Annotated in this window: 20 protein-coding genes; 8 read left to right on the top strand and 12 right to left on the bottom strand. The window is 65.7% G+C overall.

From position 1 onward, the window contains the following. Positions 1-17: 17 nt before the first annotated feature. The 7 genes from MWU52_RS04100 to MWU52_RS04070 are packed head-to-tail and all read right to left on the bottom strand — an operon-like array spanning position 18 to position 7,854. A complete protein-coding gene (locus MWU52_RS04100) occupies positions 18-995 on the bottom strand; it encodes an SMP-30/gluconolactonase/LRE family protein (protein ID WP_246949733.1) in 978 nt (325 codons plus the stop codon). After that, positions 992-2,338, bottom strand: a complete 1,347-nt coding sequence (locus MWU52_RS04095) for a Gfo/Idh/MocA family oxidoreductase (protein ID WP_246949731.1) — start codon at positions 2,336-2,338, stop codon at positions 992-994. Before MWU52_RS04095 ends, MWU52_RS04100 begins: the two co-directional genes overlap by 4 nt. Next, positions 2,335-4,056, bottom strand: coding sequence for a dihydroxy-acid dehydratase (locus MWU52_RS04090; RefSeq protein ID WP_246949729.1), 1,722 nt, complete (start codon positions 4,054-4,056; stop codon positions 2,335-2,337). Before MWU52_RS04090 ends, MWU52_RS04095 begins: the two co-directional genes overlap by 4 nt. After that, positions 4,049-4,930 (bottom strand): NAD(P)-dependent oxidoreductase, encoded by an 882-nt coding sequence (locus MWU52_RS04085; protein ID WP_246949727.1) that lies wholly within the window; start codon positions 4,928-4,930, stop codon positions 4,049-4,051. The genes MWU52_RS04090 and MWU52_RS04085 overlap by 8 nt, the downstream gene beginning before the upstream one ends. Beyond that, positions 4,927-6,441 (bottom strand): tripartite tricarboxylate transporter permease, encoded by a 1,515-nt coding sequence (locus tag MWU52_RS04080; protein WP_246949725.1) that lies wholly within the window; start codon positions 6,439-6,441, stop codon positions 4,927-4,929. The genes MWU52_RS04085 and MWU52_RS04080 overlap by 4 nt, the downstream gene beginning before the upstream one ends. A gap of 4 nt (positions 6,442-6,445) precedes the next feature. Beyond that, positions 6,446-6,883 carry a tripartite tricarboxylate transporter TctB family protein gene (locus MWU52_RS04075; RefSeq protein ID WP_246949723.1) on the bottom strand — a complete coding sequence of 146 codons (438 nt, stop codon included), beginning with the start codon at positions 6,881-6,883 and terminating at the stop codon, positions 6,446-6,448. Further along, positions 6,880-7,854 (bottom strand): tripartite tricarboxylate transporter substrate-binding protein, encoded by a 975-nt coding sequence (locus MWU52_RS04070; RefSeq protein ID WP_246949721.1) that lies wholly within the window; start codon positions 7,852-7,854, stop codon positions 6,880-6,882. The genes MWU52_RS04075 and MWU52_RS04070 overlap by 4 nt, the downstream gene beginning before the upstream one ends. Before the next feature lie 331 nt (positions 7,855-8,185). Between MWU52_RS04070 and MWU52_RS04065 the strand changes: the two genes are divergently transcribed. Then, positions 8,186-8,329 (top strand): hypothetical protein, encoded by a 144-nt coding sequence (locus MWU52_RS04065; protein ID WP_246949720.1) that lies wholly within the window; start codon positions 8,186-8,188, stop codon positions 8,327-8,329. Between the two features lie 250 nt (positions 8,330-8,579). Here MWU52_RS04065 and MWU52_RS04060 read toward each other — a convergent pair whose 3' ends face one another. Both MWU52_RS04060 and MWU52_RS04055 read right to left on the bottom strand, forming a co-directional pair. Further along, positions 8,580-10,013, bottom strand: coding sequence for a phospholipase D-like domain-containing protein (locus tag MWU52_RS04060; protein ID WP_246949719.1), 1,434 nt, complete (start codon positions 10,011-10,013; stop codon positions 8,580-8,582). A gap of 227 nt (positions 10,014-10,240) precedes the next feature. After that, the gene (locus MWU52_RS04055) at positions 10,241-11,086 is read right to left on the bottom strand and encodes an AraC family transcriptional regulator (RefSeq protein ID WP_246949716.1); all 846 of its coding nucleotides are present in this window, start codon (positions 11,084-11,086) and stop codon (positions 10,241-10,243) included. Between the two features lie 134 nt (positions 11,087-11,220). Between MWU52_RS04055 and MWU52_RS04050 the strand changes: the two genes are divergently transcribed. From MWU52_RS04050 to MWU52_RS04020, 7 genes are all read left to right on the top strand, one after another. Then, positions 11,221-12,051, top strand: coding sequence for a phytanoyl-CoA dioxygenase family protein (locus tag MWU52_RS04050; RefSeq protein ID WP_246949713.1), 831 nt, complete (start codon positions 11,221-11,223; stop codon positions 12,049-12,051). 10 nt (positions 12,052-12,061) lie between these two features. After that, positions 12,062-12,742 (top strand): MBL fold metallo-hydrolase, encoded by a 681-nt coding sequence (locus MWU52_RS04045; protein WP_281493902.1) that lies wholly within the window; start codon positions 12,062-12,064, stop codon positions 12,740-12,742. Between the two features lie 40 nt (positions 12,743-12,782). Further along, entirely contained in the window at positions 12,783-14,519 is a 1,737-nt protein-coding gene (locus MWU52_RS04040) for an ABC transporter substrate-binding protein (protein WP_246949710.1), read from the top strand. Between the two features lie 160 nt (positions 14,520-14,679). After that, positions 14,680-15,660 (top strand): ABC transporter permease, encoded by a 981-nt coding sequence (locus MWU52_RS04035; RefSeq protein WP_246949708.1) that lies wholly within the window; start codon positions 14,680-14,682, stop codon positions 15,658-15,660. Between the two features lie 3 nt (positions 15,661-15,663). Next, the gene (locus tag MWU52_RS04030; protein WP_246949706.1) at positions 15,664-16,599 is read left to right on the top strand and encodes an ABC transporter permease; all 936 of its coding nucleotides are present in this window, start codon (positions 15,664-15,666) and stop codon (positions 16,597-16,599) included. Positions 16,600-16,611: 12 nt separating this feature from the next. After that, positions 16,612-18,336, top strand: coding sequence for an ABC transporter ATP-binding protein (locus MWU52_RS04025; protein ID WP_246949704.1), 1,725 nt, complete (start codon positions 16,612-16,614; stop codon positions 18,334-18,336). Then, a complete protein-coding gene (locus MWU52_RS04020) occupies positions 18,336-21,389 on the top strand; it encodes a glycoside hydrolase family 38 C-terminal domain-containing protein (RefSeq protein ID WP_246949702.1) in 3,054 nt (1,017 codons plus the stop codon). Before MWU52_RS04025 ends, MWU52_RS04020 begins: the two co-directional genes overlap by 1 nt. A gap of 55 nt (positions 21,390-21,444) precedes the next feature. Here MWU52_RS04020 and MWU52_RS04015 read toward each other — a convergent pair whose 3' ends face one another. From MWU52_RS04015 to MWU52_RS04005, 3 genes are all read right to left on the bottom strand, one after another. Beyond that, a complete protein-coding gene (locus MWU52_RS04015) occupies positions 21,445-22,359 on the bottom strand; it encodes a sugar kinase (protein ID WP_281493900.1) in 915 nt (304 codons plus the stop codon). Positions 22,360-23,186: 827 nt separating this feature from the next. After that, positions 23,187-23,960, bottom strand: coding sequence for a DsbA family protein (locus tag MWU52_RS04010; RefSeq protein WP_246949697.1), 774 nt, complete (start codon positions 23,958-23,960; stop codon positions 23,187-23,189). Further along, on the bottom strand, positions 23,960-24,748 hold the full coding sequence (locus tag MWU52_RS04005) for a glutaredoxin family protein (RefSeq protein WP_246949694.1): 789 nt from the start codon (positions 24,746-24,748) through the stop codon (positions 23,960-23,962). Before MWU52_RS04005 ends, MWU52_RS04010 begins: the two co-directional genes overlap by 1 nt. Positions 24,749-24,762 lie beyond the last annotated feature (14 nt).

The raw sequence follows: 24,762 nt of genomic DNA, 5'->3' as shown, positions 1-24,762 counted from the left end.
CCCTAGCGGGTGCCGACCTAGAACGCATCACCCCAGATCGGCACGTCGACGTCCCAGTGGGGCGGGGCGCGCCCGGGAACGGGTGCGGGCAGGGTGGGCAGGCGGTCGTCCAGCAAGTTCCCGCAGACGAGGCGGTCCAGGTCGGGGCCGGCGAAGGCCACGCTGGAGATGTTGCGCAGCGTATTCGTCGGGGCGGTGTCCAGATGGCGACGACCAAGATCGCCGGCGTCGAAATCGGCCTCGACCTCATCCACCCAGGCCTCGTCGCGTTCACCCGCGATCACGGTCTGGCCGCCATCGGGGTCAATGCGGATCAACTCGTTCGAGATGATGCAAGCCGCCAGCACGCCGCCCTCCGCGTCGATTTCGAGCCCGTCGACGAAAGCGCCGCGCGGCATCCGGGCGAAGACCTCGGGCCCGCCGTGCACGCCCCTTTCGTCCAGGCGCACGCGGCTGATCCGCTGGCCCATCGTCTCGGCGATATAGAGCCAGCCGCCCTCGTAATCGGTCCGCACCTCGTTGGTGTAGGCCAGTCCCCCGGCGCAGACGCGAAAGCGTCCGTCTTCGATCGTGGCGACATATCCGTTGGCGGTCTGCCGGTTGTAGGCACGTGACCGGGGCGAGAAAGTCGACGACACGGTGACCCAGATCTTGCCCAGCGGGTCCAGCATCACGAAATTCACCGGCTGGGCGGTGTCGCCGTCGGTGCAGGGGTGGAACAGCCGCATCCCGTCGGCATCCAGCTCCAGCAGGCCGCCGGCATCCGAGATGTTGGCGACAAGGAACCCACCGTCCCATCGCAGCGCGATCCCGTTGGCCAGCACCGGCAGGCCGCCGATCTGCGTTTCGGGGGCGAGGGCCAGCTGGCTTCCGCCGGGGCGAATGCGCGCCACCCCGCGCGCGCCGTGCGAACAGAACACGTCGCCCGCGGACGTGGTCAGAACGGATTCCGGCCGCCGCAATCCGTGCCCGATATACGAGATCCCCGCAATCACGCGCCGGCATCCAGGCCGGCCACGACCTCGCGGCGAAGGCGATAGGCGTCGGTCGTCGTGTCGATCTCGACATGGTCCCAGGTGACGGGTGCGCCTTCGGCCACATCGCGGACCAGCTTGACGTCATGGGCCAGTCCCAGGGGGACGTAGCCGCCGGCGACCGACATGGCCGCCGGGCGCAATCCGCCCGAGACGGTGTAGCCGCCTTCGCCGTCCAGCACCTCGCCCGCCTTCAGCACGCGCTTGGCGACGGCGGCCACGTCGCCGCGGAACTCGCGCGCCACGCCCGTCGGCTCGCCGCGCAGGCCGATGGAGGCGACGGAATAGGCCAGCTCCAGCCCGATCAGGTGCCAGCGGCGGCTTTCGCACATGTAGCGGCCCGACGGATCGGTCACGACCTTGTATTCCTCGAAGCAGTTGCGGAGGTATTCGGTATCCGCCTCGAAACAGACCCAGACGCCCTTGCGGATGTCATGGTCGATCTGCGTGCCGTCCTCGCGCAGGCAGGAGATGACCTCGACCATGCCCTTCCGCTCCAGCACGCCGCCCTCGGACCGGGGGCGGGCGAGGGTGGGGATGTCGTCGATCGAACCGGGTGGAAAGACCAGCCCCTCGGACGGCGCATCCAGGCCGCAGACATTCGCGATGGCCGCGCTCTCGATGGCGGGCTTGGACCCGTCGAGGAAGGCGTTGAACATCTTGGGATTCAGGCGCCCGCGTTCGGCCTGCTCGGCGGTCAGGCCCCAGTGGTCCCAGACGGTGTCGGGCGTCGACTGACGGTAATGCGGCAGCCATTTGTGCCCGCGCCCGGCGGCCACGACGCTGAACCCGCAGGCGCGCGCCCAGTCCACCAGGTCTGCGGCCAGCGCCGGCTGGTCACCGTAAGCCATCGAATAGATCACGCCCGCCTCGGCCGCCTTCACGCCGAAGCCCGGGCCGACGAAGGCGTCCGCCTCGACGGTGACGTTGATGACGTGCTTGCCCTGGCGGAACGCGGTCAAGATGTGGGTCACGGCGGCCAGCGGCGCGCCGGTGCATTCGATGACGATCTCGACCGCCGGATGGGCGACCAGCGCGCGCCAGTCGTCGCCGACATGGGTGGTGCCGTCCCGCGCCGCCGCATCCAGGCTGTCGGCGCCATAGCGCGCCGCATCCCAGCCCACGAGGTCCAGGTTCGACTTCGCGTTCGCCGGGTTCAGGTCGCAGATGCCGACGACATGGATGCCGCGCTGCCGTTCGGCCTGGGCCAGGAACATCGTCCCGAACTTGCCCGCACCGATCATGCCGACGCGGATGGGGCGGCCTTCCTCGGCGCGTTTCGCCAGCATGGTCGCAAGGTTCATCCGTTCCCCTCCTCGCCCCAGCGGGCGGTGCTCTCGTGTTGCAGGAAGTTGAAATCAGCGCCCTCGGGCGCCTGAGTCACGGTTCTGGCATAGAGGCCGCGATAGCCGCGTTCGGGATGCGCGGACGGCACGTATCCGGCCAGCCGCCGCGCGATCTCGGCTTCGTCCACCAGCAGGTCGATCCGTTTCTCGGCCACCGACAGGCGGATCCGGTCGCCCGTTCGCACGGCAGCCAACGGCCCGCCCCGCGCGGTCTCGGGCGCGATATGCAGCACGATGGTGCCGAAGGCAGTGCCCGACATGCGCGCGTCCGAGATGCGGACGATGTCCTTGACGCCCTGCCGCGCCAGCTTTTTCGGGATCGGCAGATAGCCCGCTTCGGGCATGCCCGCCGCCACGGGGCCCGCGTTCTGCAAAACCATGATATCGTCGGCCGTGATGTCGAGATCGGGGTCGTCGATGCGTTTCGCAAGGTCTTCGAGGCTGTCGAAGACCACGGCCCGTCCCTCCGTCTCGAACAGTGCCTCGGTCGCGGCGGCGCGCTTGAAGATGGCCCCCTGCGGCGCGAGGTTGCCGCCCAGTGCGATCAGACCCCCCTGCGGGCTGACGGGGTCGTCGACGCAGCGGATCACGTCGCGGTCCACCCAGTCCAGCGGTTCCTCCAGCCGATCGCCCAGACGCTGGCCCGTCACGTCCACGCAATCGAGATGCAGCAGGGGTTTCAGCTCGCGCAGCAGCGCGCCGACGCCCCCGGCATGGTGGAAATCCTCCAGATACCCCTTGCCGACGGGCTTGAGGTCCACCAGCACCGGCGTCTCGTCGCTGATCTCGTTGAGGCGCGCATCGCTGATGCGGATGCCGCGCCGCCCCGCGATGGCGGCCAGATGGACCACCGCATTGGTCGAGCCCGAGACCGCCATCAGCGCGCGCATGGCGTTCTCCACCGACCGTTCGGTGATGATCTCGGACGGCTTGCGTGGATGCGTCAGCAACCCGACCGCGGCCTTCCCCGTCTCCTCGGCCGCGACCAGACGGTCGGCGGCGACGGCGGGGATGGCGGCGGTGCCGGGCAGCGACATGCCCAGGACTTCGGCGATGATGGCCATCGTGCTGGCGGTGCCCATGACGGCGCAGGTGCCCGCCGTCGCGGCAAGCCGGCCCTCGACCACGTCGATCTCGTCGCGCTCGATCTCTCCGGCGCGGAAGCGGCTCCAGAAGCGGCGGCAATCGGTGCAGGCGCCCAGCCGTTCGCCCCGGTGGCGGCCCGTGCTCATCGGCCCGGTGACCAATTGGATCGCGGGAATGTCGGCGCTGGCGGCACCCATCAGCTGCGCGGGCACCGTCTTGTCGCAGCCGCCGATCAGAACGACGGCGTCCATCGGCTGCGCGCGGACCATCTCCTCGGTGTCCATGGACATGAGGTTCCGGTAGACCATCGAGGTCGGGTTCAGGAACACCTCGCCCAGGCTGACCGTCGGAAAGACCCGGGGCAGGGCGCCGGCGGCCAGGATCCCGCGAGAGACGGCCTCGACCAGTTCGGGCATCGTCCGGTGGCAATTGTTGAACCCCGAGGGCGTCATCGCGATGCCGATGATCGGCTTCTCCAGCATCTCGCCCGACAATCCCATGGACCGCGCGAAACTGCGCCGCAGATAGACCGCGAAATCCCGGTCGCCGTAATTCGTCAGGCCGCGCCGCAACCCGTGATCGTCAGACATCCTTCCCTCTCTCCGAACGAAACTCCGCGCCTGTCAGACGCTCGAACACCTTGATCATGGCGCCCTTGTCCTCGGCGCCGAACCCGTCCGCCAGCGCCTGCTGGTAGGTCGCCGTGGCCGCCGCCAGGACCGGTGCTGGAAATCCGTTCTGCGCCGTCACCTCGGCGCCGGCGATCAGGTCCTTGTAGGCGGCCCCCATCGGGTATCCCTTGTCGAAAACGCCCTGCAGGATATTGGGCAGGAAGAACGCGCTGGCATGGCTGCGGCCGGTGCCGGAATTGACGATCTCGGTCACCTGTTCGGGGTCGAGGCCCAGCTTGGCGCTGATCGGCAGGATTTCGGCCAGTGCGGCCATGTTGATGTCGAACAGAAGCTGGTTGATGAGCTTTGCCAGCTGTCCCGCGCCGACCGGCCCCACATGCAGTACCGTCGATGCCATGGTCGACAATGCGTCGCGATGGCTTGCCAGCAGGTCGGCATCGCCGCCGACCATCATAGTCAGGGTGCCGTCTTCCGCGCGTGCGGCCATGCCGGAGATCGGCGCATCGAGGAAGCCAAGGCCGCGTTCCGCCAGCGCCGCGCCGATCCGACGGGCCGTCCCGTGGGAGGTTGTCGAGCTGTCGATCACCGTCGCGCCTTGTGCCAGCCGATGGGCCAGGCCCCGCTTGCCCAGCAGCACCTGTTCGACGGCCCCGGCGTCGGGCAGGCACGTCAGCACGACATCGCAACCTGCAAGGGCCCCGGTGTCACGGACCGTGGTCAGGCCATCGAAGTCGCGGCCCCGCCGGTCGAGGGCCACGACCGTCGCTCGCCGCGCGAGGTTGCGCGCCATGGGCAGGCCCATCTGACCAAGTCCGACGAAGCCCCAGATCATCCCTCGAGGACCCGCGCCTGCGTCCGTTTGTGGTCACGCCGCGTAAGCCAGATCGACAGCGCCAGGAACCCCGCCGTCATGATGTAGAGCGTGATCGAGATCGGGCTCTCCAGCAGCACGCCCCAGTCTCCGTTCGAGATCGACATGGCCCGGCGCAGGTTCCGCTCCATGTCGCCGCCCAGAAGCAGACCCAGTACCAGGGGCACGAGGCTGACGTCGAGTTTGCGCAGGATGTAGCCCAGCACGCCGAAGGCGATCATCATCTCCAGGTGGAACACCGAGTTGGAGATCGAGAACACGCCCACGAAACTGACCGCCGCCACGACCGGCATCAGCGCCCAGGTCGGCACCGCCATCAGCCGCGTGAAGATCCCGATCAGCGGCAGGTTGAGCACCAGCAGCGTGAGGTTCGCCATGTATAGCGACGCGACCAGGCCCCAGACCAGCTCCGGCTGCCGCTCGAACAGCAGGGGGCCGGGTTGTACGTTGAGCGAGATCAGCATCGCCAGCATCACCGCCGTCGTGCCCGAGCCCGGAACGCCCAGCGAGAGCATCGGAATGAGCGCGCCGCCCGAGGCCGCGTTGTTGCCGGCCTCGGGGGCCGCGACGCCGCGCGGGTCGCCCTTGCCGAAGGTTCCGTCCTTGTCGCTGGCCTGCTTTTCCATCGAATAGGACATGACCGAGCCCAGCGAAGCGCCGGCGCCCGGCAGCACGCCGGCGACGAAGCCGATCACCGAGCCGCGCGCCATCGCCCATTTGGTTGCTGCGATCGCGCGGAAATCGGGAAGCCATGACGTGACGGGGATCGCGTTCTTGCGATCCTTGAGATGCGCCTCGAGCAGCATCAGCACCTCGGAGATGGCGAAGAGCCCGACAAGGGCCACCATGGCCTCGATCCCGTCGTAGAGGTGGAAATCGCCGCCGGTGAACCGCGGCACGCCCGAGATCGGGTCCAGACCTATGGTCGCGATCATCAACCCGATCAGGGCCGAAAGCAGCGTCTTGCGAGGGTCGACACCGGCCACGCCGCCGATCGTCGCGAAGGCCAGGATATAGAGCGCGAAATAGTCCGCCGGCCCGAAATGGATCGCCGCGCGCGCCAGAAGCGGCGCGAAAAGCGACAGGCCGATCACGGCGAAGGTCGCGCCCACGAAGGAGGCGACGCCGGAGATGCCCAAAGCGTCGGCGGCCCGCCCCTGCTGGGCCATCGGATAGCCGTCGAGCGTGGTCATCACCGCAGGCTCGTCCCCCGGAATGTTTAGCAGGATCGAGCTGATGCGTCCGCCGTACATGCAGCCGAAATAGACCGCCGACAGCAGGATCAGGGACGAGGTGGCGTCGAAGCCGAAGCTGAAGGTCAGCGGGATCAGGATGGCCACGCCATTGACGGGCCCAAGCCCCGGCATCGCGCCGATCAGCGTGCCCGAGAAGCAGCCCAGGAGCAGAAGCGTCAGGTTCAGCGGCGTGAGCGCGACGGTGAACCCGGTGGCGAGTTGTGCGAAGACGTCCATCGGATCACCCCCCCGTCAGAGCATCGCCCAGAAAGGCGAGCGGCAGGCCGAGCACCTGGTCGAACAGCGCCCAGAGGCCCAGGGACATGACGGCACCGAGAAGGATAGATTTCCAGACGGGGCCGCCCAATACGATGGCCAGCCCCGCGATCAGGCCGAACGTCGCCAGCGGAAAGCCCAACGGCACCAGCACCCAGGCATAGCCGAACAGGACGACCAGTGCGCCGAGCTGCCGGCCCATCCGACCCGCGCTTGGCCAGGCAACCGTGCCCGACGGAAAGATCACGAGCGAGCCGGCCAGGATCATCGCGACCGTGCCCACCAAGACGGGAAAGACCGAGGGCCCCAGCACGTCCCCGAACGCGGCGGAATAGCCGCGTCCGAAATAGGTGTAGAACGCCGCGACCACCAGGATCGCGGCGCCTGCGAGCCTTACGCTCATTCGATGACGCCGATTTCGCGGGAGATGTCGCCCATCACCTTCTCCTGCTCGCGCACATAGGCTTCGAAATCGTCGCCCCCGCGCCAGATCGGAACCAGGCCGAACTCCACCGCGGCGGTCTGCCATTCGTCGGAGTTGTAGAGGGTCTCGAGCTTCTCGACCCAGGCGGCATAGTCCTCGTCCGAGACTTCGCCACCGGTATAGAGGCCGCGCCAGTTGTAGCCGGTCACGTCGATGCCTAGCGACTTGGCCGTGGGCACGTCGGGAAAGGCCGGGATCGGCTCGTCCGAGAGTGCCGCGAGGATGCGGATGTCACCGGATTCGACGAACCCGCCGATCTCGCCGATATCGGTCGACACGACGTCGATCTGGCCGCCCATCATCTGCGTGACCGCATCGGTGCCGCCGTCGAACTGGACCCAGCGAAGCTGTCCCAGATCCTCCAGCCCGGCTTCCTTGGCGACCATCAGAAGGCGAAGGTGATCCCATCCGCCCGCCGCCGAGGAACCGGCGGTGACGATCGAGGCGGGATCGTTCACCATGATCTCGTTGAGTTGCTCCAGCGACTGGATCTCGCTGTCGTCGTCGACGGCGATCACGCCGACATCGGCGCCCAGCATGCCCAGATACCGCATCGTGTCGAGCGGGGCGGGATAGCGCCCCTGTGCGATCTGGGTGATCCCCACGGTCGAGGTGGCGACGATCAGGTCGGCGTCATCCGGACGGTCGGACGCGACCATGGCGTAGGTGACGGCGCCCACGCCGCCGGGCATGTTCGTGACCTGCACGTTGCCGTCGACCAGATCCAGTTCCGTCAGGATCCGCCCGATGGTTCGGCAGGTAAAGTCCCATCCGCCCCCCGGGTTCGACGGCGCGATGCATTCCGCCGCCGAGGCCGGCGCGGCATTTACCGACATGACGGCGACGGTCGCGAGGACGAGCTTGCCCGATACGATTCCCTTGAGTTCCATCCTATTCCTCCCTGAATGGACTGTTCCCCCTGCGGTTGTAGACGCGGGGTGCCGATATGCTGCATGCCGGATCGGGAAGCCTGGCATCATCATTGGCGATGCCAGGCTTCCCGATCGCGTCGGCAGAACCGGAGCGGTAGAAAGACAGGGCAACGTGCCCCTGATCGGTTGGAGGCTATGACTTTCCAGGGATCGAAGTTGGAAGATCCCGCGACAAACAGGGTTGCGGCCCGGGGTCCGGCACTGAGCCGAAAGGGAAGGATGCCGCCATACAGTCAGTCTTCACCGATATGCGGTGCCATCATCGGGGGGAACGAAAGTCGGCGGACCCTTGCCTGGCGGCAACGAAATCGAGGCGGCATACGGCGTCAACCCCATTGCCGTGGGTCAGCTGGTGGATGCGAACCTCTTCGTGCGGTTCCCGGGGCGGCGGGGGGCCTTCGTCGGCAACTGCCGCGTGACGACGCCTTGGTGAACCACCGCGACGTCGGCGAGGAGGGTGCATCGACCGGGCGCACCCGACGCAGCGTATCCTCGGGCCAGTCGAACGGCTGCTTTGCCGCTTTGGTTGAAAAGTGTCGTTTGGCATCATCTTGCCCTGGCCGAGCAGGCATCAATTCTGGATGTGAGTACCGGGGCGGAAATGTTCAGGGCAGAACCCTTCCTGAATGGTGATGACCTTATGACCAAACGGTACCGAGCCTGCTGGCGGCGCGCGGCGCGGATCAGTCCGCGCCCACCCAACCCTTCATGCGGTCGATCAGCTTGCCGGGGCGTTCCGGGTCGAACAGCTCCCCTTCGCGAAGGGTCTCGTCCACCGCGTCGACCTCGCGCGCCGGCAGCTCGCGGAGGCCGCGGCCCCGGTCGCCGAAAGCCTCGATTGTCGCGATCAGCGATCCGGTCGGCTGCAGCTTGGCCGTCAGCGTCTGTCGGTCGACGCCCAGATGTTCGCAGAGCAGATCGTCGCGCACGTTGCGGATCGCGAGGCGCAGTTCCGCGTCGTCGGGTTCGGCCGAGACCGAGAGGTCGCATTCCGTATCCAGCCCCATCGAACGGTTGTTCAGGTTGGCCGACCCGATCTTCAGCGCCCTGTCGTCGGCAATCATGATCTTGGCATGGACGTAGATCGGGTTCCCCCCTTCCGTGACGGGATAGTAGAGGCGAAAGCGGTCGTGCGCGTCGGCCTGTCGGACCATGTGCAGGAGCTTGGACCGGGCCGATCCCATCGTCTTCTCCTCCAGCCAGCCATCCTGCGACTGCGGGTTGATCAGAACGATTTCGGGACACTTGGCGTCGGAGAGGCGCTTGCAGATGGCCTCGGCGATCTTGCGGGACGCGAAGTACTGGCTTTCGATGTACAGCGTCTCTCGCGCCTCGGCGATCATCGCGAGCGTCATCCGCTCGATCTCCGAGACCTGCTCGTACTCGTCGAAGGCGCCGTTCGTGCGCGAAATTCCGACCTCCACGTCGCGGAAGGCCGGCTCGATCCCGTCGGGCCATGGGGCGTTTCCCCCTTCCGGCTCCGCCACCTCCTCGCCGGTCGCACGACGCCAGCGTTCGCGGCAGATCAGACCAAGCGCATGGGCGATCTCGCCGTCGGAGCAAGTCGTGGCGTCATGCCAAGGCTTCAACGGCTTGCCATGCGTGTCCGTCCGTTCGGGATCGTCATCGCGATGCGCGCGGGTGTCCCAACGGCCCTTGGTCACGTCGATGCCGCCGCAAAAGGCCACGGCGTCGTCGATGACGATGATCTTCTGGTGATGGCTGGCCCCGGGTGGGTGCGCGGCGTCCAGCTTCAACTCGATCCCGTCCCGCGTCATCCATTCCAGGATGAACAGGGGGGTCTCTCCGCGTTTGAGCGACTCGACCATGCCGAGGTTCCATTTCAGGATCCGCATCTCGACTTCGGGCCGCTCGTCGATGATCCAGTTCAGGAAGTCGCCCAGTTCGTTCGGGCCCTCCATGGTCGGGCCGCCGGGCTCCAGCGGGATGCGCGTGTCGAAATCCCAGCCGACCATCAGAACCTGTTCCTTGGCCTGGAGGATCGCGCTCTTGACCGCGCGGAAATACTCGGCCCCGTCGACGATGATCGCCAATCGATCGGCATTCACCCGACGCCAGACGGTCGCCTCGCTGTCGATGATCGGTGTCTGGGTCATGCGGTCTTTCCGTCGTGTGCGTCGCGGTACCGGACCGCGTGGCGACGGCCCTGCCGAAATGGTGATGGCGGCGCGATCCGACGACGGCGCCCCCTTCATTCCGTATCGGTCCCTTGAGCCCTGCCAACGCACGACACCCCGGTTCAGGTCCACGGCCGACCCGGAAGGGGCCTTGAACCGGGGATCGCCGCCACATGCCCGTGCCGTTCCGGCCGCTGTCGGCGCGGTCAGTGAACCGGGTTCTTGCGGTGGCGCATCCTGTATTGTTTCGGCGTGCTTCCGTAGTGCGCCTGGAACAGCTTGTAGAAGTGGCTGACATTCGCCGTGCCGCAATCCGCGGCGATGTCGGCGATCGAGGTCTCGGAAGAGCCGAGATGCATCGCGGCGAATTCCATGCGGATGCGGTTCACATAGGCCGACGGCGACAGGCCCAGATGTCGCCGGATCGTGCGGCAGACATGCTCGTGACTTCTTCCCGTCGCGGCGACCAGCGCGGGGGCGCCACCGCGAAAGACCTCCGGGGATCGTGCCGCCTGGCACGCGGAGGCCAGCCAGGACGGCATGTCCGAGGGAACCATGACCGTGTGGTCCACGATCCGCGTCATCACGTAGAGCAGAAACTGTTCGATCCGCGTCAGCGTCCGCCGCGCGGCCCGAAGCTCCAGAAGCGCGTTTGCGGCGCGTTCGATCCGCGGCCCCGAGAGCAGATACCTGTCGGGGCTCCGGTCCTCGCGCCAGAAGAACCGGGCGCCGATCTCTTCGCCGTAGCGGGCGCGCAGGTGGTCCGCCGTCTGGCTGCGGAACATCACGTTGGTGATCCAGCAGCTCTTGCCCTTCGCCGCCCAGAGCGAATGGGCATCTTCGGGTCGGATGAAAACGATGCTGCCCTGCTCCAATGTCTCCTGGTGATCGTCGACGCGGTGCCGGACCGTTCCCTTCTCGACCAGGAACATCTCGTGGAAGTCATGACGGTGGAGAAACCTGGGACGCCGCGCGTCGAGCGCCTTGCGGGCAACGTGGAAATGTTCGCCCGGTGCGAGATAGGAATCGATACGGAGGGATCGAACCTGCATGACCTCATTCTGGCACAAGAAATTCCGTCGTGGCAGCCGAAACGTCAATCTGGCGCAAGAACCGATCAACCTGCGTCATGGAGGCGTGGCGGCGCGGTTGCTACACTTCGGGGGCCAAGCCAGGGAACGTTCTCATGCAGACGGACATCCTCGACCTGTCCTTCAGGCCCAGTACTGACACCGACCTGAAACGCCTGACGCCTGCCCAGATCGCGCATTACAACCGCGAGGGGTTCATCCAGCCCTTCGACATCTACACGGCCGGCGAGATGGCGCGCATTCGCCGCTATATCGATGGCCTGATCGCCGACATGGGCGAGGACGGCGCCTATGGCATCAACTGCTACCAGGCCCGATTGGCAGGGCTGTGGGAGATCGCCCGCGACGGCCGGATCCTCGATTGCGTCGAGGACATCATCGGACCAGACATCGTATGTTGGGCAAGTGCCGTACTGTGCAAGGCGCCGCGCGACCCCAAACAGGTCCCCTGGCACCAGGATGCGAGCTTCTGGAAGCTTTCGCCGGCGCGAACCGTGACGGTCTGGCTTGCCATCGACGACGTCGACGACGGCAATTCGGCGATGCGCTTCCTGCCGCGCACCCATGACCGCGGCCAGATCGCACAGTCGGCGATGGGCCCCGATTCCGTGTTCCATAAGGGCATCGTGCCTACGAAGGACATGGGCGATCCCTTCACGAACACCTTGAAGGCGGGGCAGATCAGCCTTCATGCCGATATGCTGGTCCATGGCAGCCGCGCTAATATGTCCGACCGCCGGCGTTGTGGTCTGACGCTGCGCTACTGTCCGACCGATGTCCGCATGGTCGATGCGGACTGGGCCAGGGGGGTGGAGGCCATCATCTGCCGCGGTGCCGACCCGTCGGGGCATTGGGTGCATCACTCGCGGCCCGAAAACAACGACATCACCAAGACGTCCAGTCCGCGCGTCGTGGGCAACAACTGATGGGTGGGCCATGCAGATAAAATGGTATGGACACGCGGCATTTCGGCTGCGACCGCAGGACGGGCCGACGGTGATAACCGACCCCTATACGCCGGAGGGTGTCGGCTATGCGCCGATCCGTGATCCGGCCGACCTGGTCCTGATTTCATCGGACGACGATGACGCCCATTGCCGCGCCGACCTGATTTCGGGCGAACCGGAGGTGCTGAACGCCCTGGAGGTAGCGCGGGCCGGCGGAACCGCCGAGGCGGCCGGCCTGCGCGTGCAGGCCATCGAGGCGGCCGAATGGGATCACCACCCCGAACACGCAGTGCCCGGCCAGAACGGCATGTACCGCTGGGAGATGGACGGGATCAGCTTTGCCCATATGGGCGATGTCGGAAACCCGCTCACCACGGCTCAGCAGCAGTTCTTCGAAGGCGTGGATGTCCTTTTCGCGCTGGCCGGCGGTTATCTCACGATCGAGCTTCCCGATCTGATGGACATGATCCGCCGCGTCCGCCCGAAGTTCGTCATTCCGATGCATTTCCGAACGCTGACCTACCGGCCCCGCAATACGCTGTGGATCGAGAGCTTCCTGAACCATTTCGAGGACGAGAACGTGGATTTCGCCTGCGCGCATGAGGTGGACATCCGCAAAGGCGACATCCCGGACGCGACGCGCGTCCTGGTGATAGACTACGTGCGTTGAGCCGCACCCGCTGTCGGGCGTGGCGTCTAGGGAGGACGACATGAAACGAACGATAATGCTGACCGCATCGGCCATTGCGATCGCGGCTTCCGGGGGGATGACGTTCGCGCAGGAAGTCGGGCGGGAGGATACGGTGATCTTCGATCTCGACCGGACCATCCAGGACCCGGAGAACTTCAACTGGTTCACCGCCGGCACGAAACGCGAGCATGGTGCGCATCAGGCGATGTGGGAGCCGTTGTTCATCCTCAACTACACCACCGGCAAGCTCGACCCCTGGCTGGCCACCGGCATCGAGCCGAGCGAGGATTTCACCGAGTGGACGATGGCGCTGCGCGAAGGCGTGGAGTGGTCCGACGGCGAGGCATTCAACGCCGACGACGTCGTGTTCACCGTCCAGATGGCGCTCGACAACGAGGAGTTGTCGGAACGCGAGGCCGCGACACTCCGTTCCCAGGTGGAGAGCGTCGAGAAGGTCGACGACCTGACGGTAAAGTTCACCCTGGCCGAACCCAACCCGCGCTTCGCGGCGGAGAATTTCGGCGTGCGGCTCTTCAGCTCCTTCCTGATCATGCCCGAGCATGTCTGGAGCGAGGCCGAGGATCCCGCGACCTTCGAATTCTATCCGCCGATCGGGACCGGGCCCTATACCTACAGTTCCGGGGCGACGAACCGGATGATCTGGGACCGCAACGACGATTGGTGGGGTGCGAGGACCGGCTTCATGGACCTGCCGGAACCACGGCGCCTGATCTGGCTGGAGACGGGGGGCGAGGAAAGCCGCGCGCAGCTCATGGCGACGAATCAGATCGACGCCAGCCAGAACGTCAGCGTCGGCACGTTCGAGGCCCTTCAGGCGCAGAACCCCAACGTGATCGCGTGGCACGCGGGCTATCCCTTCGCGTGGCCGGACCCGTGCCCGCGCCAGCTCGAAATCAATACCACGGTGGCGCCATGGGACGATCCGGCCATGCGCCAGGCCGTGGCCGACATCATCGACCGCAACCAGATCGTGAACGTCGCCTACGAGGGCACGACCGTCCCCTCGCAGACGATGTTCGTCCAGTATGGCGCCATGCAGCCCTATATCGACGCGATCGTCGATGCCGGCCACGGCCTGACGCCCGCGGCGGATGTCGATGCGGCCACCATGGCCATCGAGGCGGCGGGATATGCCAAGGGCGACGATGGCATCTACGAGAAGGATGGCGAAGACCTCACCGTCGATATCCACGTCAATTCCGCTTCCACGGAATACACCCGCACGATCGATGTCATCGTCGAGCAACTCAACCGCGCCGGCATTTCCGCCAAGGCCGTTCCGGTCGAGAACGGCGTGTTCTGGGGCGAGGTCCTGCCCTTCGGCGCCTACGAGATGTCCTACAGCTGGCTGTCCTGCGGGTCCGTCAACGAGCCCTGGACGTCGATGAGCCGCTACACGACCGACAGCGTCGTGCCGGTGGGGGAACGCAGCCCCGGGTTCAACAACAGCGCACGTTGGGACAGCGCGGCGGCGGAGGCCTATACCGCCACCGTTAACGACATGGCCGACATGGCGGGCGACGATCCGGCTCTGCCTGGAATGGTTGCCGGGGCCTACGCCGATCTCGATTCCGAAATGCCTTTCATCCCGCTGGTGCAGGCCGCGAAGCTGCTTCCCTACAACACGACCTACTGGACGGGCTGGCCCACGGCGGAGAACGCCTACAATCACCCGGCGTTCTGGTGGGGGCACACGCACCAAATCATCCACAACCTGGAAAAGGCGGGTGGCTGACGTTGCCCGGTACGCCCCCGGTGGCCCTGATCCCAGGACCATCGGGCGGGCCGTGCGGGGCAGGTGAGGAGCAGGGCGGGGGTTCGGGTCCGCGCAAGTGAGTCCCGGACCGCACTACGGAGGAAACGGAACCATGGGAGGCATCCCCCGAGACTATTTGGTGAACCGGTTCGTGACGCTGTTCCTCACGATCTTTATCGCCGCGACGCTGATCTGGATCATCCCCCGCCTGTCGCCCGTCGACCCCGCCGAGATCGCGCTGGGTCGGATGGCGGCCGGGGCCGGATCGGTGGCAAACTCCGACACGATCCTGGAACAGCTGCGCGCCCGGCTCGGGATCGACCAGCCGTTGATCGTGCAATACGCAAGATATCTCGGGGGTGTCCTGCGGTTCGATTTCGGACTGTCGACGGCCAACTTCCCCACGCCGGTCTCGGCGCTGATCGCCAATGCGCTGCCCTGGACGATCGGGCTCATGCTGGTCTCGCTCCTGATCACCTTCTTCGTCGGCAACCTGCTGGGTGCGCTGATGGTGTGGGAGCATTCGCCGAAGCTCGTCCGCGTCGCGATCCCGGCGGCCATGGTCTTCACATCGATCCCGCCGATCCTGTCGGGACTGCTGCTGATGTGGATCTTCGCGGCCCGGCTCCAGTGGTTCCCGTTGACCGGGGCTTACGGCCTGACCGTCACGCCCGATTGGTCGTGGAGCTTCGTCCAATCGGTGCTGTACCACGGCTTCCTGCCGGCGCTCTCGATCGTGGTGGTGACTTTCGGCTTCTGGGCGCTGGGGATGCGCGGGCTGATGATCACGGTGCAGGGCGAGGATTACACGACCCTAGCCAAGGCCAAGGGCCTGCGCCCGCGCTATATCCTCTACCGCTACATGATCCGCAACGCGATCCTGCCGCAGATCACGGCCTTCGCGCTGAAGATCGGGCTGCTGATCGCCGGGCAGGTGCTGGTGGAACGCATCTTCGCATATAACGGGATGGGCAAGCTGCTCTACGACGCGATCCTCAATCAGGATTTCCCCGTCATCCAGGGCGTCAGCTTCGTCATCATCCTGATGACCGCGCTTTCGGTCTTCATTGTCGATCTCGTCTATCCGTTCATCGATCCCCGTATCCGGCACGGGGGCTGAGCTATGTCCACGCCCGACACCGCCGGCGCACAGCACCCCGACCTTACCGCCCGCCAGATCAAGCGCATGAAGCGGTTCGACAACCCGTGGCGCAATCCGAAACTGGCCTGGGGCGCAGGGCTGCTGCTGGGCATCATCGCGGTGGGGCTTCTGGGGCGGCTCGTCTGGAACCTCGATCTCGTCTTCACGGCCTCCGCGCCCCTGAAGCTCCCGCCCGTCGGGTTCGAGAACCTGCGGGGGCAGGCCGGCGAATGGGCCTATCCGCTGGGAACGGACGGATCGGGACGGGACATGCTGTCGCTGCTGATCGTGGGCGCGCCGAATTCGCTCCTCGTCGGCATCCTCGCGTCCCTGATCGGCATGAGCATCGGCATCTTCCTGGGCTTCTCGGCCGGCTTCCTGCGCGGGCGGGTCGACGACGTGATCCGGGTGCTGTCGGACGTGATGATCACGATTCCGCCGCTGCTGATCCTGGTCGTGTTCCAGGCCGCCTATGGCGACGTGTCGCTGACCATGATGGCGATCCTGATCGCGTGTTTCGTGTGGCAGTCGCCGACGCGGCTGATCCGGGCGCAGGTCCTGTCCATGCGCGAGAGCGGCTACGTCCAGATGGCGCGGCTGTCCGGCGCGGGGACCATGCACATCATGTTCCGCGAGATGATGCCGAACCTCGTTCCCTATCTCTTCGGCTCGTTCATCGCCAACGTCACCACGTCGATCGTGACGGCGGTGGGTCTGGAGGTGCTGGGCCTCGGTCCCCAACGCATCCCGACCCTCGGCCGCACGATCTATGAGGCGATCAATTCCGGCGCCCTGATCCAGAACCTCTGGTGGTGGTGGGGCATCCCGACGCTTCTTCTGGCGGTGATGTTCATCGGCCTCCTCCTCATCAATCTCGGGCTCGACGAGGTGTCGAACCCGCGCCTGCGGAAGCTGTGAGGGGAGGGGCGGATGACCATTCTCGACATCAGGAACCTTTCCATCGACTTCCCGACCTCGAAGGGCGTCGTCCACGCGGTCAGCGACATGACGTTGTCCGTGCCGAAGGGCCGCAGGATCGGATTCATCGGGGAAAGCGGATCGGGCAAGACCACGACGGCCCTTGCCGCAATGCGCATGCTGGCGGCACCGGGCTACGTCTCGCAAGGCGAGATCCACCTGAACTCCCTGGACGCCACGAACCTGCTCGGTCTTTCGGACGAAGAGATGCGGCGCGTTAGGCTGAAGAAGATCGCGTATATCCCGCAGGGGGCGATGAACTCGCTCAACCCCGTGATGCGGGTCGAAGACCAGATCTGGGACGCGATCGTCGCGCATGAGGGCCATGTCGGAAGGGCCGAACTTCGGCGGCGCGCCGGCCTCGTCCTGGAAAGCGTGGGCTTGCCGGCCGACACCGGGCGGCTTTACCCGCACGAGCTGTCGGGCGGCATGAAACAGCGCGTCTGCATCGCCATCGGGGTCTGCCTGGCGCCCGACCTCATCATTGCGGACGAACCCACGTCGGCGCTCGACGTGATCACGCAGCGGCAAGTCATGCAGACCCTCCGCACCGCTCAGGACAAGATCGCCGCCGGCCTCCTCCTGATTGGTCACGACATGGGACTGATGGCGCAGTCGGTGGACGATCTGGCGGTCATGAAGCTGGGCGAGCTGGTGGAATTCGGCCCCGTTCGCCAGATCATCGAGGATCCGCAGCACGACTACACCAGGCAGCTTATCGCGTCGGTTCCCCTGGTGGGTGGCGAAAGCTTCATCGAAGCCACGCCGGACATCCTGCGCGGCCAAGCCGGCGCGCTTCTGGAGTTCGAGAACGTCACCAAACGCTACGGTGCCGTGACGGCTTTGCATCCGCTCTCGTTCGCGCTCGACGGCGAGGTGCCGAAGATCATCTCCGTCGTCGGACAATCCGGTTCGGGCAAGTCCACGATGGGCAGCCTGATGCTGGGTTTCACCCCGCCGACGGAAGGACGCATCCTGTTCCGGGGCCGCGACATCAACCGGTTGGACAAGGGCGCGCGACTGGATTTCCGCAAGGACGTCCAGGCGGTGTTCCAAGACCCATATGCGTGCTTCAACCCGTTCTACCGCGTCGATCACGCGCTGTCGTTTCCGTTCAAGCGGTTCGGTTTGGCACGATCCGATGCCGACGTTCGCACGGCGATGGAAGAGGCGTGCGAGGCCGTGGGCCTCGACCCGGCGCTGGTGCTGCGCCGCTATCCGCACCAGCTTTCGGGCGGTCAGCGCCAGCGGCTGATCGTGGCCCGCGCGCTCATGCTGTCGCCGAAGCTGCTGATCGCCGACGAACCGGTCTCCATGGTCGACGCCAGCCTGCGTGCGACAATCCTCAAGAACATCCACGACCTGAAGGACCGGCACGGCATCTCGATCCTCTACATCACCCATGACCTGGCCACCGCCTATCACGTCAGCGACTACGTCATGGTGCTGTATCACGGGCGGGTGGTGGAAGCCGGGCCGCCGGGGGCGGTGATCGGGGATCCGCGGCATCCCTACACGCGGCTTCTGATCGACTCGATCCCGTGGCCCGATCTGGACCGCGACTGGGGCAGGGTCGAGGATGGCACGCTTGCCCTCAAGACCCTTGACGCGGACGGGACCGCGCATCGCACCGTCTTTCGCGGCGAGGTGCCGGGCTTCTCGCTCCGGACCGGGTGATGAACCACGGCCAAAGGTTCACCGCCGAAAAGATCGGCAAGCGCCTGGCCCTCATCCGTCCGCTGATCCACCGGGCGCGGGCCGATCTACCGCCCTTTCGCCTCGAAGTGCTGGAAGCCTGCGACGCGCCGGTAGGCAGCGGCGACGATCGGGGCGAGATCGCGTGGAACAGCTACTGGGCCGGTCAGGATACGCATTTCGTGCTGCGGACATCGGCCACCGTGCCGGAGCATTTCGCCCATCCCGCCCTGCACCTGCCCATGGGCGTCGCCGGCGACATCTTCACCCATCCCGAGGCGCTCGTCCGGCTCGACGGGGAAATCCTCGGCTCGGCCGATCGGTATCATCACAGCCTGCCGCTCGACCCGTCGTTGGCGGACGGCGCGGTGCGCGAGTTGCGTCTTTGCGGGTGGACCGGGCTTGCCGGCTGGCCCCCCGATCCGGCCGATCCGGTCCGCCTCCTGATCCGGCCCTGTGCCGTCGTCGATATCGACCGGCGGCTGCAGGCGTTCGTTGCCTTGGCCGATGTCGCGCTGGACGTGGCCCAGACCACCGATAATGCGGACACCGGCGTGCGCCTTCTGGATGCGCTGGACGCGGCGTTCCTCGTCCTCGACACGCGCGACCCGCTCGGCGACGCGCTGCGTGCCACGGTGCCGGACGCGATGACGCGGCTGTCGGAGGGGATAGCGGCGGCCGGCGCACCGCTGGACACGCGGCTGCACGCCATCGGGCACGCGCATATGGACATCGCCTACCTCTGGCCGATCTCGCAGATCCGGCAGAAGAGCGCGCGCACGACCTCGAACGTGCTGCGACTGATGGACCGGCACGCCGATTTCCTCTTCTCGCACTCGCAGCCGCAACTCTATTCCTGGCTCGAGACCGATTTCCCCGACCTGTTCGCGCGCGTTGCCGAGCGGGTGGCGGAAGGTCGGTGGGAGGTCATGGGCGGCATGTGGGTCGAGCCCGATTGCAACATGCCGGGCGCAGAGGCGCTGGTCCGGCAGATCTTGCTGGGGCGGAGCTATTTCCGCGAGAGCTTCGGCGATGTCGAAACCCCGGTCCTCTGGTTGCCGGACACGTTCGGCTTTCCCTGGTCGCTCCCGCAGCTCATGGCGCAATCGGGGCTGACGTCGTTCGTCACCAACAAGCTGAACTGGAACCAGACCAACCGGATGCCGTCCTCGACGACCTGGTGGCAGGGGATCGACGGTACGCGTGTCCTTGCCCATTTCCTGACGACGCCGCGCGAGGTTCAGCATCTGCCCTTTCCGACGAACTACAAATCCGACCTGAGCGCGGCCGAGGTCATCGGCACGTGGACGAACGCGACCACGGAAGGACGCATCCGTGACCTGCCGATCGCCTATGGCTACGGCAATGGCGGCGGGGGGCCGACGGAGGAACTGATCGAGAAGGCCAAGGCGTTCGAGGCGATGCCGGGTGCGCCCCGGGTCGCCTTCGCGACCGTCCGTGCCGCGATGGAGACGATCCGGGCGGATGCGGAAAATCTGCCGATCTGGAACGGCGAGTTCTATCTCGAGGGCCATCGCGGCGTGTTGACGTCGCAAGGCTGGATCAAGCGCGCCAACCGCCGGGCCGAGGCGCTGCTGCACGCGACCGAGGCCGCGCTTGTCACGGCCCATCCCGGCGGCGTCGGCGCGGATGTCCGGGCCGAGTTGACCGACCTCTGGCGAATGCTCTGCACCAACCAGTTCCACGACGTCCTGACCGGCACGTCGATCGGGGCCGTATTCGAGGATGCCCGCCGGGACTTTGCCGCGATCACGTCGCGCGCGACGGCCCTGCGCGACGCCGCCCTGACGCAACTGTTCCCGAGCGGCGACGACGCGGTCTTTTTCAATCCCGCACCCGTGATGACGGCGGGGCCGGCCTTGCTGCCGGACGGGAAAGACGGGCAGGGGGTCGAGGGCGGAACGCTTCTCTGGGTCGACCTTCCCGCTTATGGCGGTGGTGGGCCATCCTGTCCGGCCGATGCCGTGCGGCTGGACCGGGGCGACGCGATCATCCTTCAGAATGGGCAGATCGAATGTCGGTTTTCGCTGGAAGGGCAGCTTGAATCCGTCACCGACAAGAGGACCGGCCGCGAGCTTCTCGCCCCCGGCGAGGACGGCAACCAGCTCTGGGCGTTCGAGGATCGTCCCGTCAGTTGGGACGCCTGGGACATCGACCCGTTCTTCGAGGATCGCGCCGAACGTATCGGCCCGCCTGAAAGCGTCGAGGTCGCGGAGACCGGCCCCCTGCGCGCGGCCATCCACCTGACCTGGCGTTGGCGGAACAGCCGGATCGTCCAGCACGTTCGCCTGGCCGCCGGATCGCCCCGGCTCGATTTCGTGACCGAGGTGGACTGGCACGAGCAGCACACGCTCTTCAAGGTCGCGTTCCCGGTAGATGTTCTCAGCCCCCGTGCGACCTACGAAATCCAGTGGGGCGAGATCGAACGGCCCACCCATCGCAATACCAGTTGGGACGCGGCCCGGTTCGAGGTGCCCGCCCAGCGATGGGCGGAACTGGGCGAGGGCGGCTTCGGTGTGGCGCTGCTGAACGACTGCAAGCACGGCTACGACATCCACGGGAACGTCATGCGGCTTTCGCTCATCAAGTCCGCCACCAGCCCCGACCCCCAGGCGGATCAGGGCCGTCACGTCCTCACCTATGCCGTCATGGCACATTCCGGCGACCTGTACCGCGTCCGCGACGAGGCGCGGCGGCTGGGTCATCCGCCGATCGCCATTCCGGGACGGCAACCCGGCGGGGTGCGGCCGCTCGTTTCCTGCGTATCGACGAACGTCGTTCTGGAAACCCTGAAGCCTGCGGAAGATGGCGATGGATTCATCCTGCGGCTTTACGAAGCCGGTCGCCGGCGGGGGCCGGTTACCATCTCCTTCTCACAGACGATGGAAGAGGTGCATCGCTGCGACCTGCTTGAGCGCGACGGCGAGCGGGTCCGCCACGCCTGCAGGGAATGCACGCTGAACCTCGCCCCGTTCGAAATCGTCTCTCTCAGATGCCGACCGGTCCGGGCGTAGCTGGACGGCATGCCATCCGACGCCATCGGGCACCGGCGCCGATCGTTCCGCCCCCTTACGGGCCGATGGGGGCGGGAAGGCCCGTCTCGACCAGCGCGCCCTTGTGCTGGACGACCTTCCGCGACAGGGCACAGGCATAGGCGATCCCGTCCGCCAGCGCGTGATCCGCGGCGAGGCCGGCCAGGATCCCGGCGTTGAAACTGTCGCCTGCCGCGGTCGTGTCCGTGACCTCTTCCAGTGGATCGACGGAAACTTCGCCCGTTTCACCCCTGTCGGCGTAAAGCACCGGCGCGGCCCCGTTCTTCACGACGACCGTAGTGGCGCCCGCTGCAGCGTATCTCTCCAGCGTTGCGCGGGGGCTGACGTCACCGAACCAATCGGCCTCGTCCTCGTAGGACGGCAGGACGATGTCACTGGCCGCGGCGCCGTCCATGATGGCGGCCGTCATGACCTCGTTCGACTCCCACAGCCGCGGACGCAGATTGGGATCGAAGGCGATGGTCTTCCCGTCACGTCGGGCATCGGCAAGCGTCGTCAGCAGGGTCGCGCGCTTTTCGGGGGGGAGGATGGCGAGGGTGATGCCGGAGAAATATATCATGTCGGACGCCGCCATCGCGCCGGACAGGAACGCGCTGTCATCCGCCAGCGTCCGCGCCGCCGAGCGGTCGCGCCAATAGGCAAAGCTGCGCTCTCCGCGATCCAGCGAAATCAGGTAGAGGCCGATGCTTCGGTCCGGCGCGATCCGCACGAAGCGGTCGTCGATGCCGCTCGACCTCATGAAAACCGTCAACCCCCGCGAGATCGCATCGTTACCCACCGCCGTCAGGTAGGACACCGACACGCCCCGTGCGCAGCGGGCCAGATACCAAGCGGTATTGAACGTGTCCCCGGCGTAACCTAGGCGGTATTCGCCTTCGGCCTCCGTCGGAGCGAGTTCGGCCATGCATTCACCAATCGCCAGTATGCGCATGGACCCCTCCGGCCAGGAAAAAGACACACCACCGCCGATCTCGATACCGGTGCGGGTGGTAAAGGCACTGTCGTCGCAGGCGGGACACAGCACAAGGTGGGCGGAATTTTCGGCCTTTGCTGGCCACCCGAGCGGTGCTTCGGCCTCAATCCGCCGCATGCCGGGGCTGGGCGCATTGGCACGGATGTTCGGGGGTGGTTTCTCGGCCGGACCAGGAGCCATAGTCAGGGCGACCCTGGCGCCCCGCGGAACCTGCGCAAGGCAGCCTTGAAAATCAGGAGGACGCTGCCGAGGTTCAGGCACGGGACCTTCTGCCGATGGGAAGTTCATGCCCCTCCGCATCGAATGGACTGGCCATGCTTCGGAGGGTATTGGAGGGGCGGACCTCAGTATCCGCGTGCGAATACGACCGGATGCAACTCCGCCGCCGGGAAATGAATGACGCGATGAGTATGCATTTCGACCAACGCAACAGGCTGTCCGTTGCCCCCATGATGGATGGCGGCGATTGTAGCTTAATTTCAACAGGTTGCGGCGCGTCGTGTGCAGCACATGTTCATGTTTTGATCGCGTAATCTCGCACTGCGTCGTACGCATTTCGGTGCGTCGGCCGATTCTGATTTCCTCGAGGGCTTATGGTGTGCACCGGGGGTGAGCGCTCAATAGTGGCTCATGCGCAGGAGCTGCGTGGTCCACTGTAAAGCAGTCGTTCGAAGCGGGCACAGGTTATGTCCGCATAGCGGACAATTCGGACCTCCAGTTCATCAGCCCCAATGTCTGCTTCGGAAAAACAAGAACCAAGGGCCGCAGGAGTTGAATATAGTAAGTTAGATCAGACAGAGATTTGCTTTCTCGTCTGCGATCAACTTGCTTAGCGAGCCTGTCTGGATCGACCCCATGAACACTGTCCGACCGACCGCGAAGGCGGGTGTGCCGAAGAAGCCGAAGACATCCGCGATGGCCGCTGTCAGCCGCAGGCGGCGGTCAATGGCGTTCGATTGCATATCTTCGAGCAGCCGGTCAGCATCGAGATCGAGATTTTCCGCAATGGCCGCGATGAAGCGTTCATCCGTGACGGCAGGCGTTCGAATAAGGCGCGTGTGCATGTCACGGTAACGGCCCTGCAAATCGGCGGCCAGCACAGCGCGGCTGGCTGTGGCCGAGGCGATGCCGAGAAGTGGGAGCTGGTGCCGAACAATGTGAAATGTCTCAGGCTCGCTTTCCTGAAGATCGGTCAGGCGGTCATCCATCACACGACAGATCGGGCAGGCGAAGTCGGAAAACATCGCTACCGGAACGGTGTCGCTGGACCCTTCACCGAAGAATGCAGCGCAGGGGTTTGTCCTGACAAACTGTTCGAGTTCGTAATCAGTTTCGGGTTCCGATTCATTTGCGGTTATACCCGTGAAAATCGCCGCTCCCGGTGTCGATGCGCCGACCCCCTGCAGTCGTCGGAAGGGCGGCAGATCGGGGATGTCTTCGAACGCAAAGTCCGGCTGTCCCAGCGATGCCAGATATGGAACGCCTTTCACCCATCCGGCAACAGCGAGGGCTCCGCCAGCCAGCAGAGCCCGTCGCTTCCAGTCGGTTCTCGCTGCCATCAGTTCGCGATCCGGGCGAGCATCACAATGGCCATCCCCATCATCATGAGGTTTTCCGTGAGGCTGACGAAACCAAGAGGCACGTTCGATCCGCCGCCTACACAGGCGCATTTCAGCTCGCGCTTGTCGATGTAGACTGCCTTGAACACGCTTATCGCGCCGACCGTGGCAATAAAGAGCGCCGCAGGGGCCGCGAGCGGGGTCAGCAACATGCCCGTCATCAGGATGCCTGCCCCGGTCTCGACCCAAGGGTAAACATAGGCATAGGGCACCCATTTCCGCGCCAGCAGGTCGTAGTTGAGAAACATCGTTGTAAAGCTCTCGATGTCGCGGAGCTTCTGCATCCCCAGCAGGATCATCGAGACCGAAATGAACCAGCCGAGCGTCTGCCAAGTGATCGCGCCGAGAAAGCCGATGGACAGCGCGAGCGCCGTCGCGGCGGCCACCGCGAAAAGGTAGATCACCGGCTTGTAGGTCGTGGCATCCGGGTCGTAATCGGTGAGTTTCTGGCGCAGGGCGTCGTAGCCGCCGACCCGCTCGCCCTCGATCCATATCTGCGGTGTGGTGGGGACATCGTGCGCTTCCTTGAAGGCATCGACCTCCGACCGCTCGCGGAACAGTCGATCATCGACCTTGAATCCCTTGCTGTCCAAAAGCCAACGCGCCTTCTGGCCCGCAGGGCACAGATGGTTCGGCAGCGCCATGCGGTAGAGAACGGCTGTCTTTCCAGTGGCGGCCGTGGCGGGATCGGTTGTCACATCAGCGACATCGCGGGTGTCCTTGGGCATCGTGGGTCTCCTTC

This window comes from Jannaschia sp. S6380, assembly GCF_023015695.1.
Lineage (GTDB): Bacteria > Pseudomonadota > Alphaproteobacteria > Rhodobacterales > Rhodobacteraceae > Jannaschia.
This window is presented reverse-complemented; position numbering and strand designations above follow the sequence as displayed.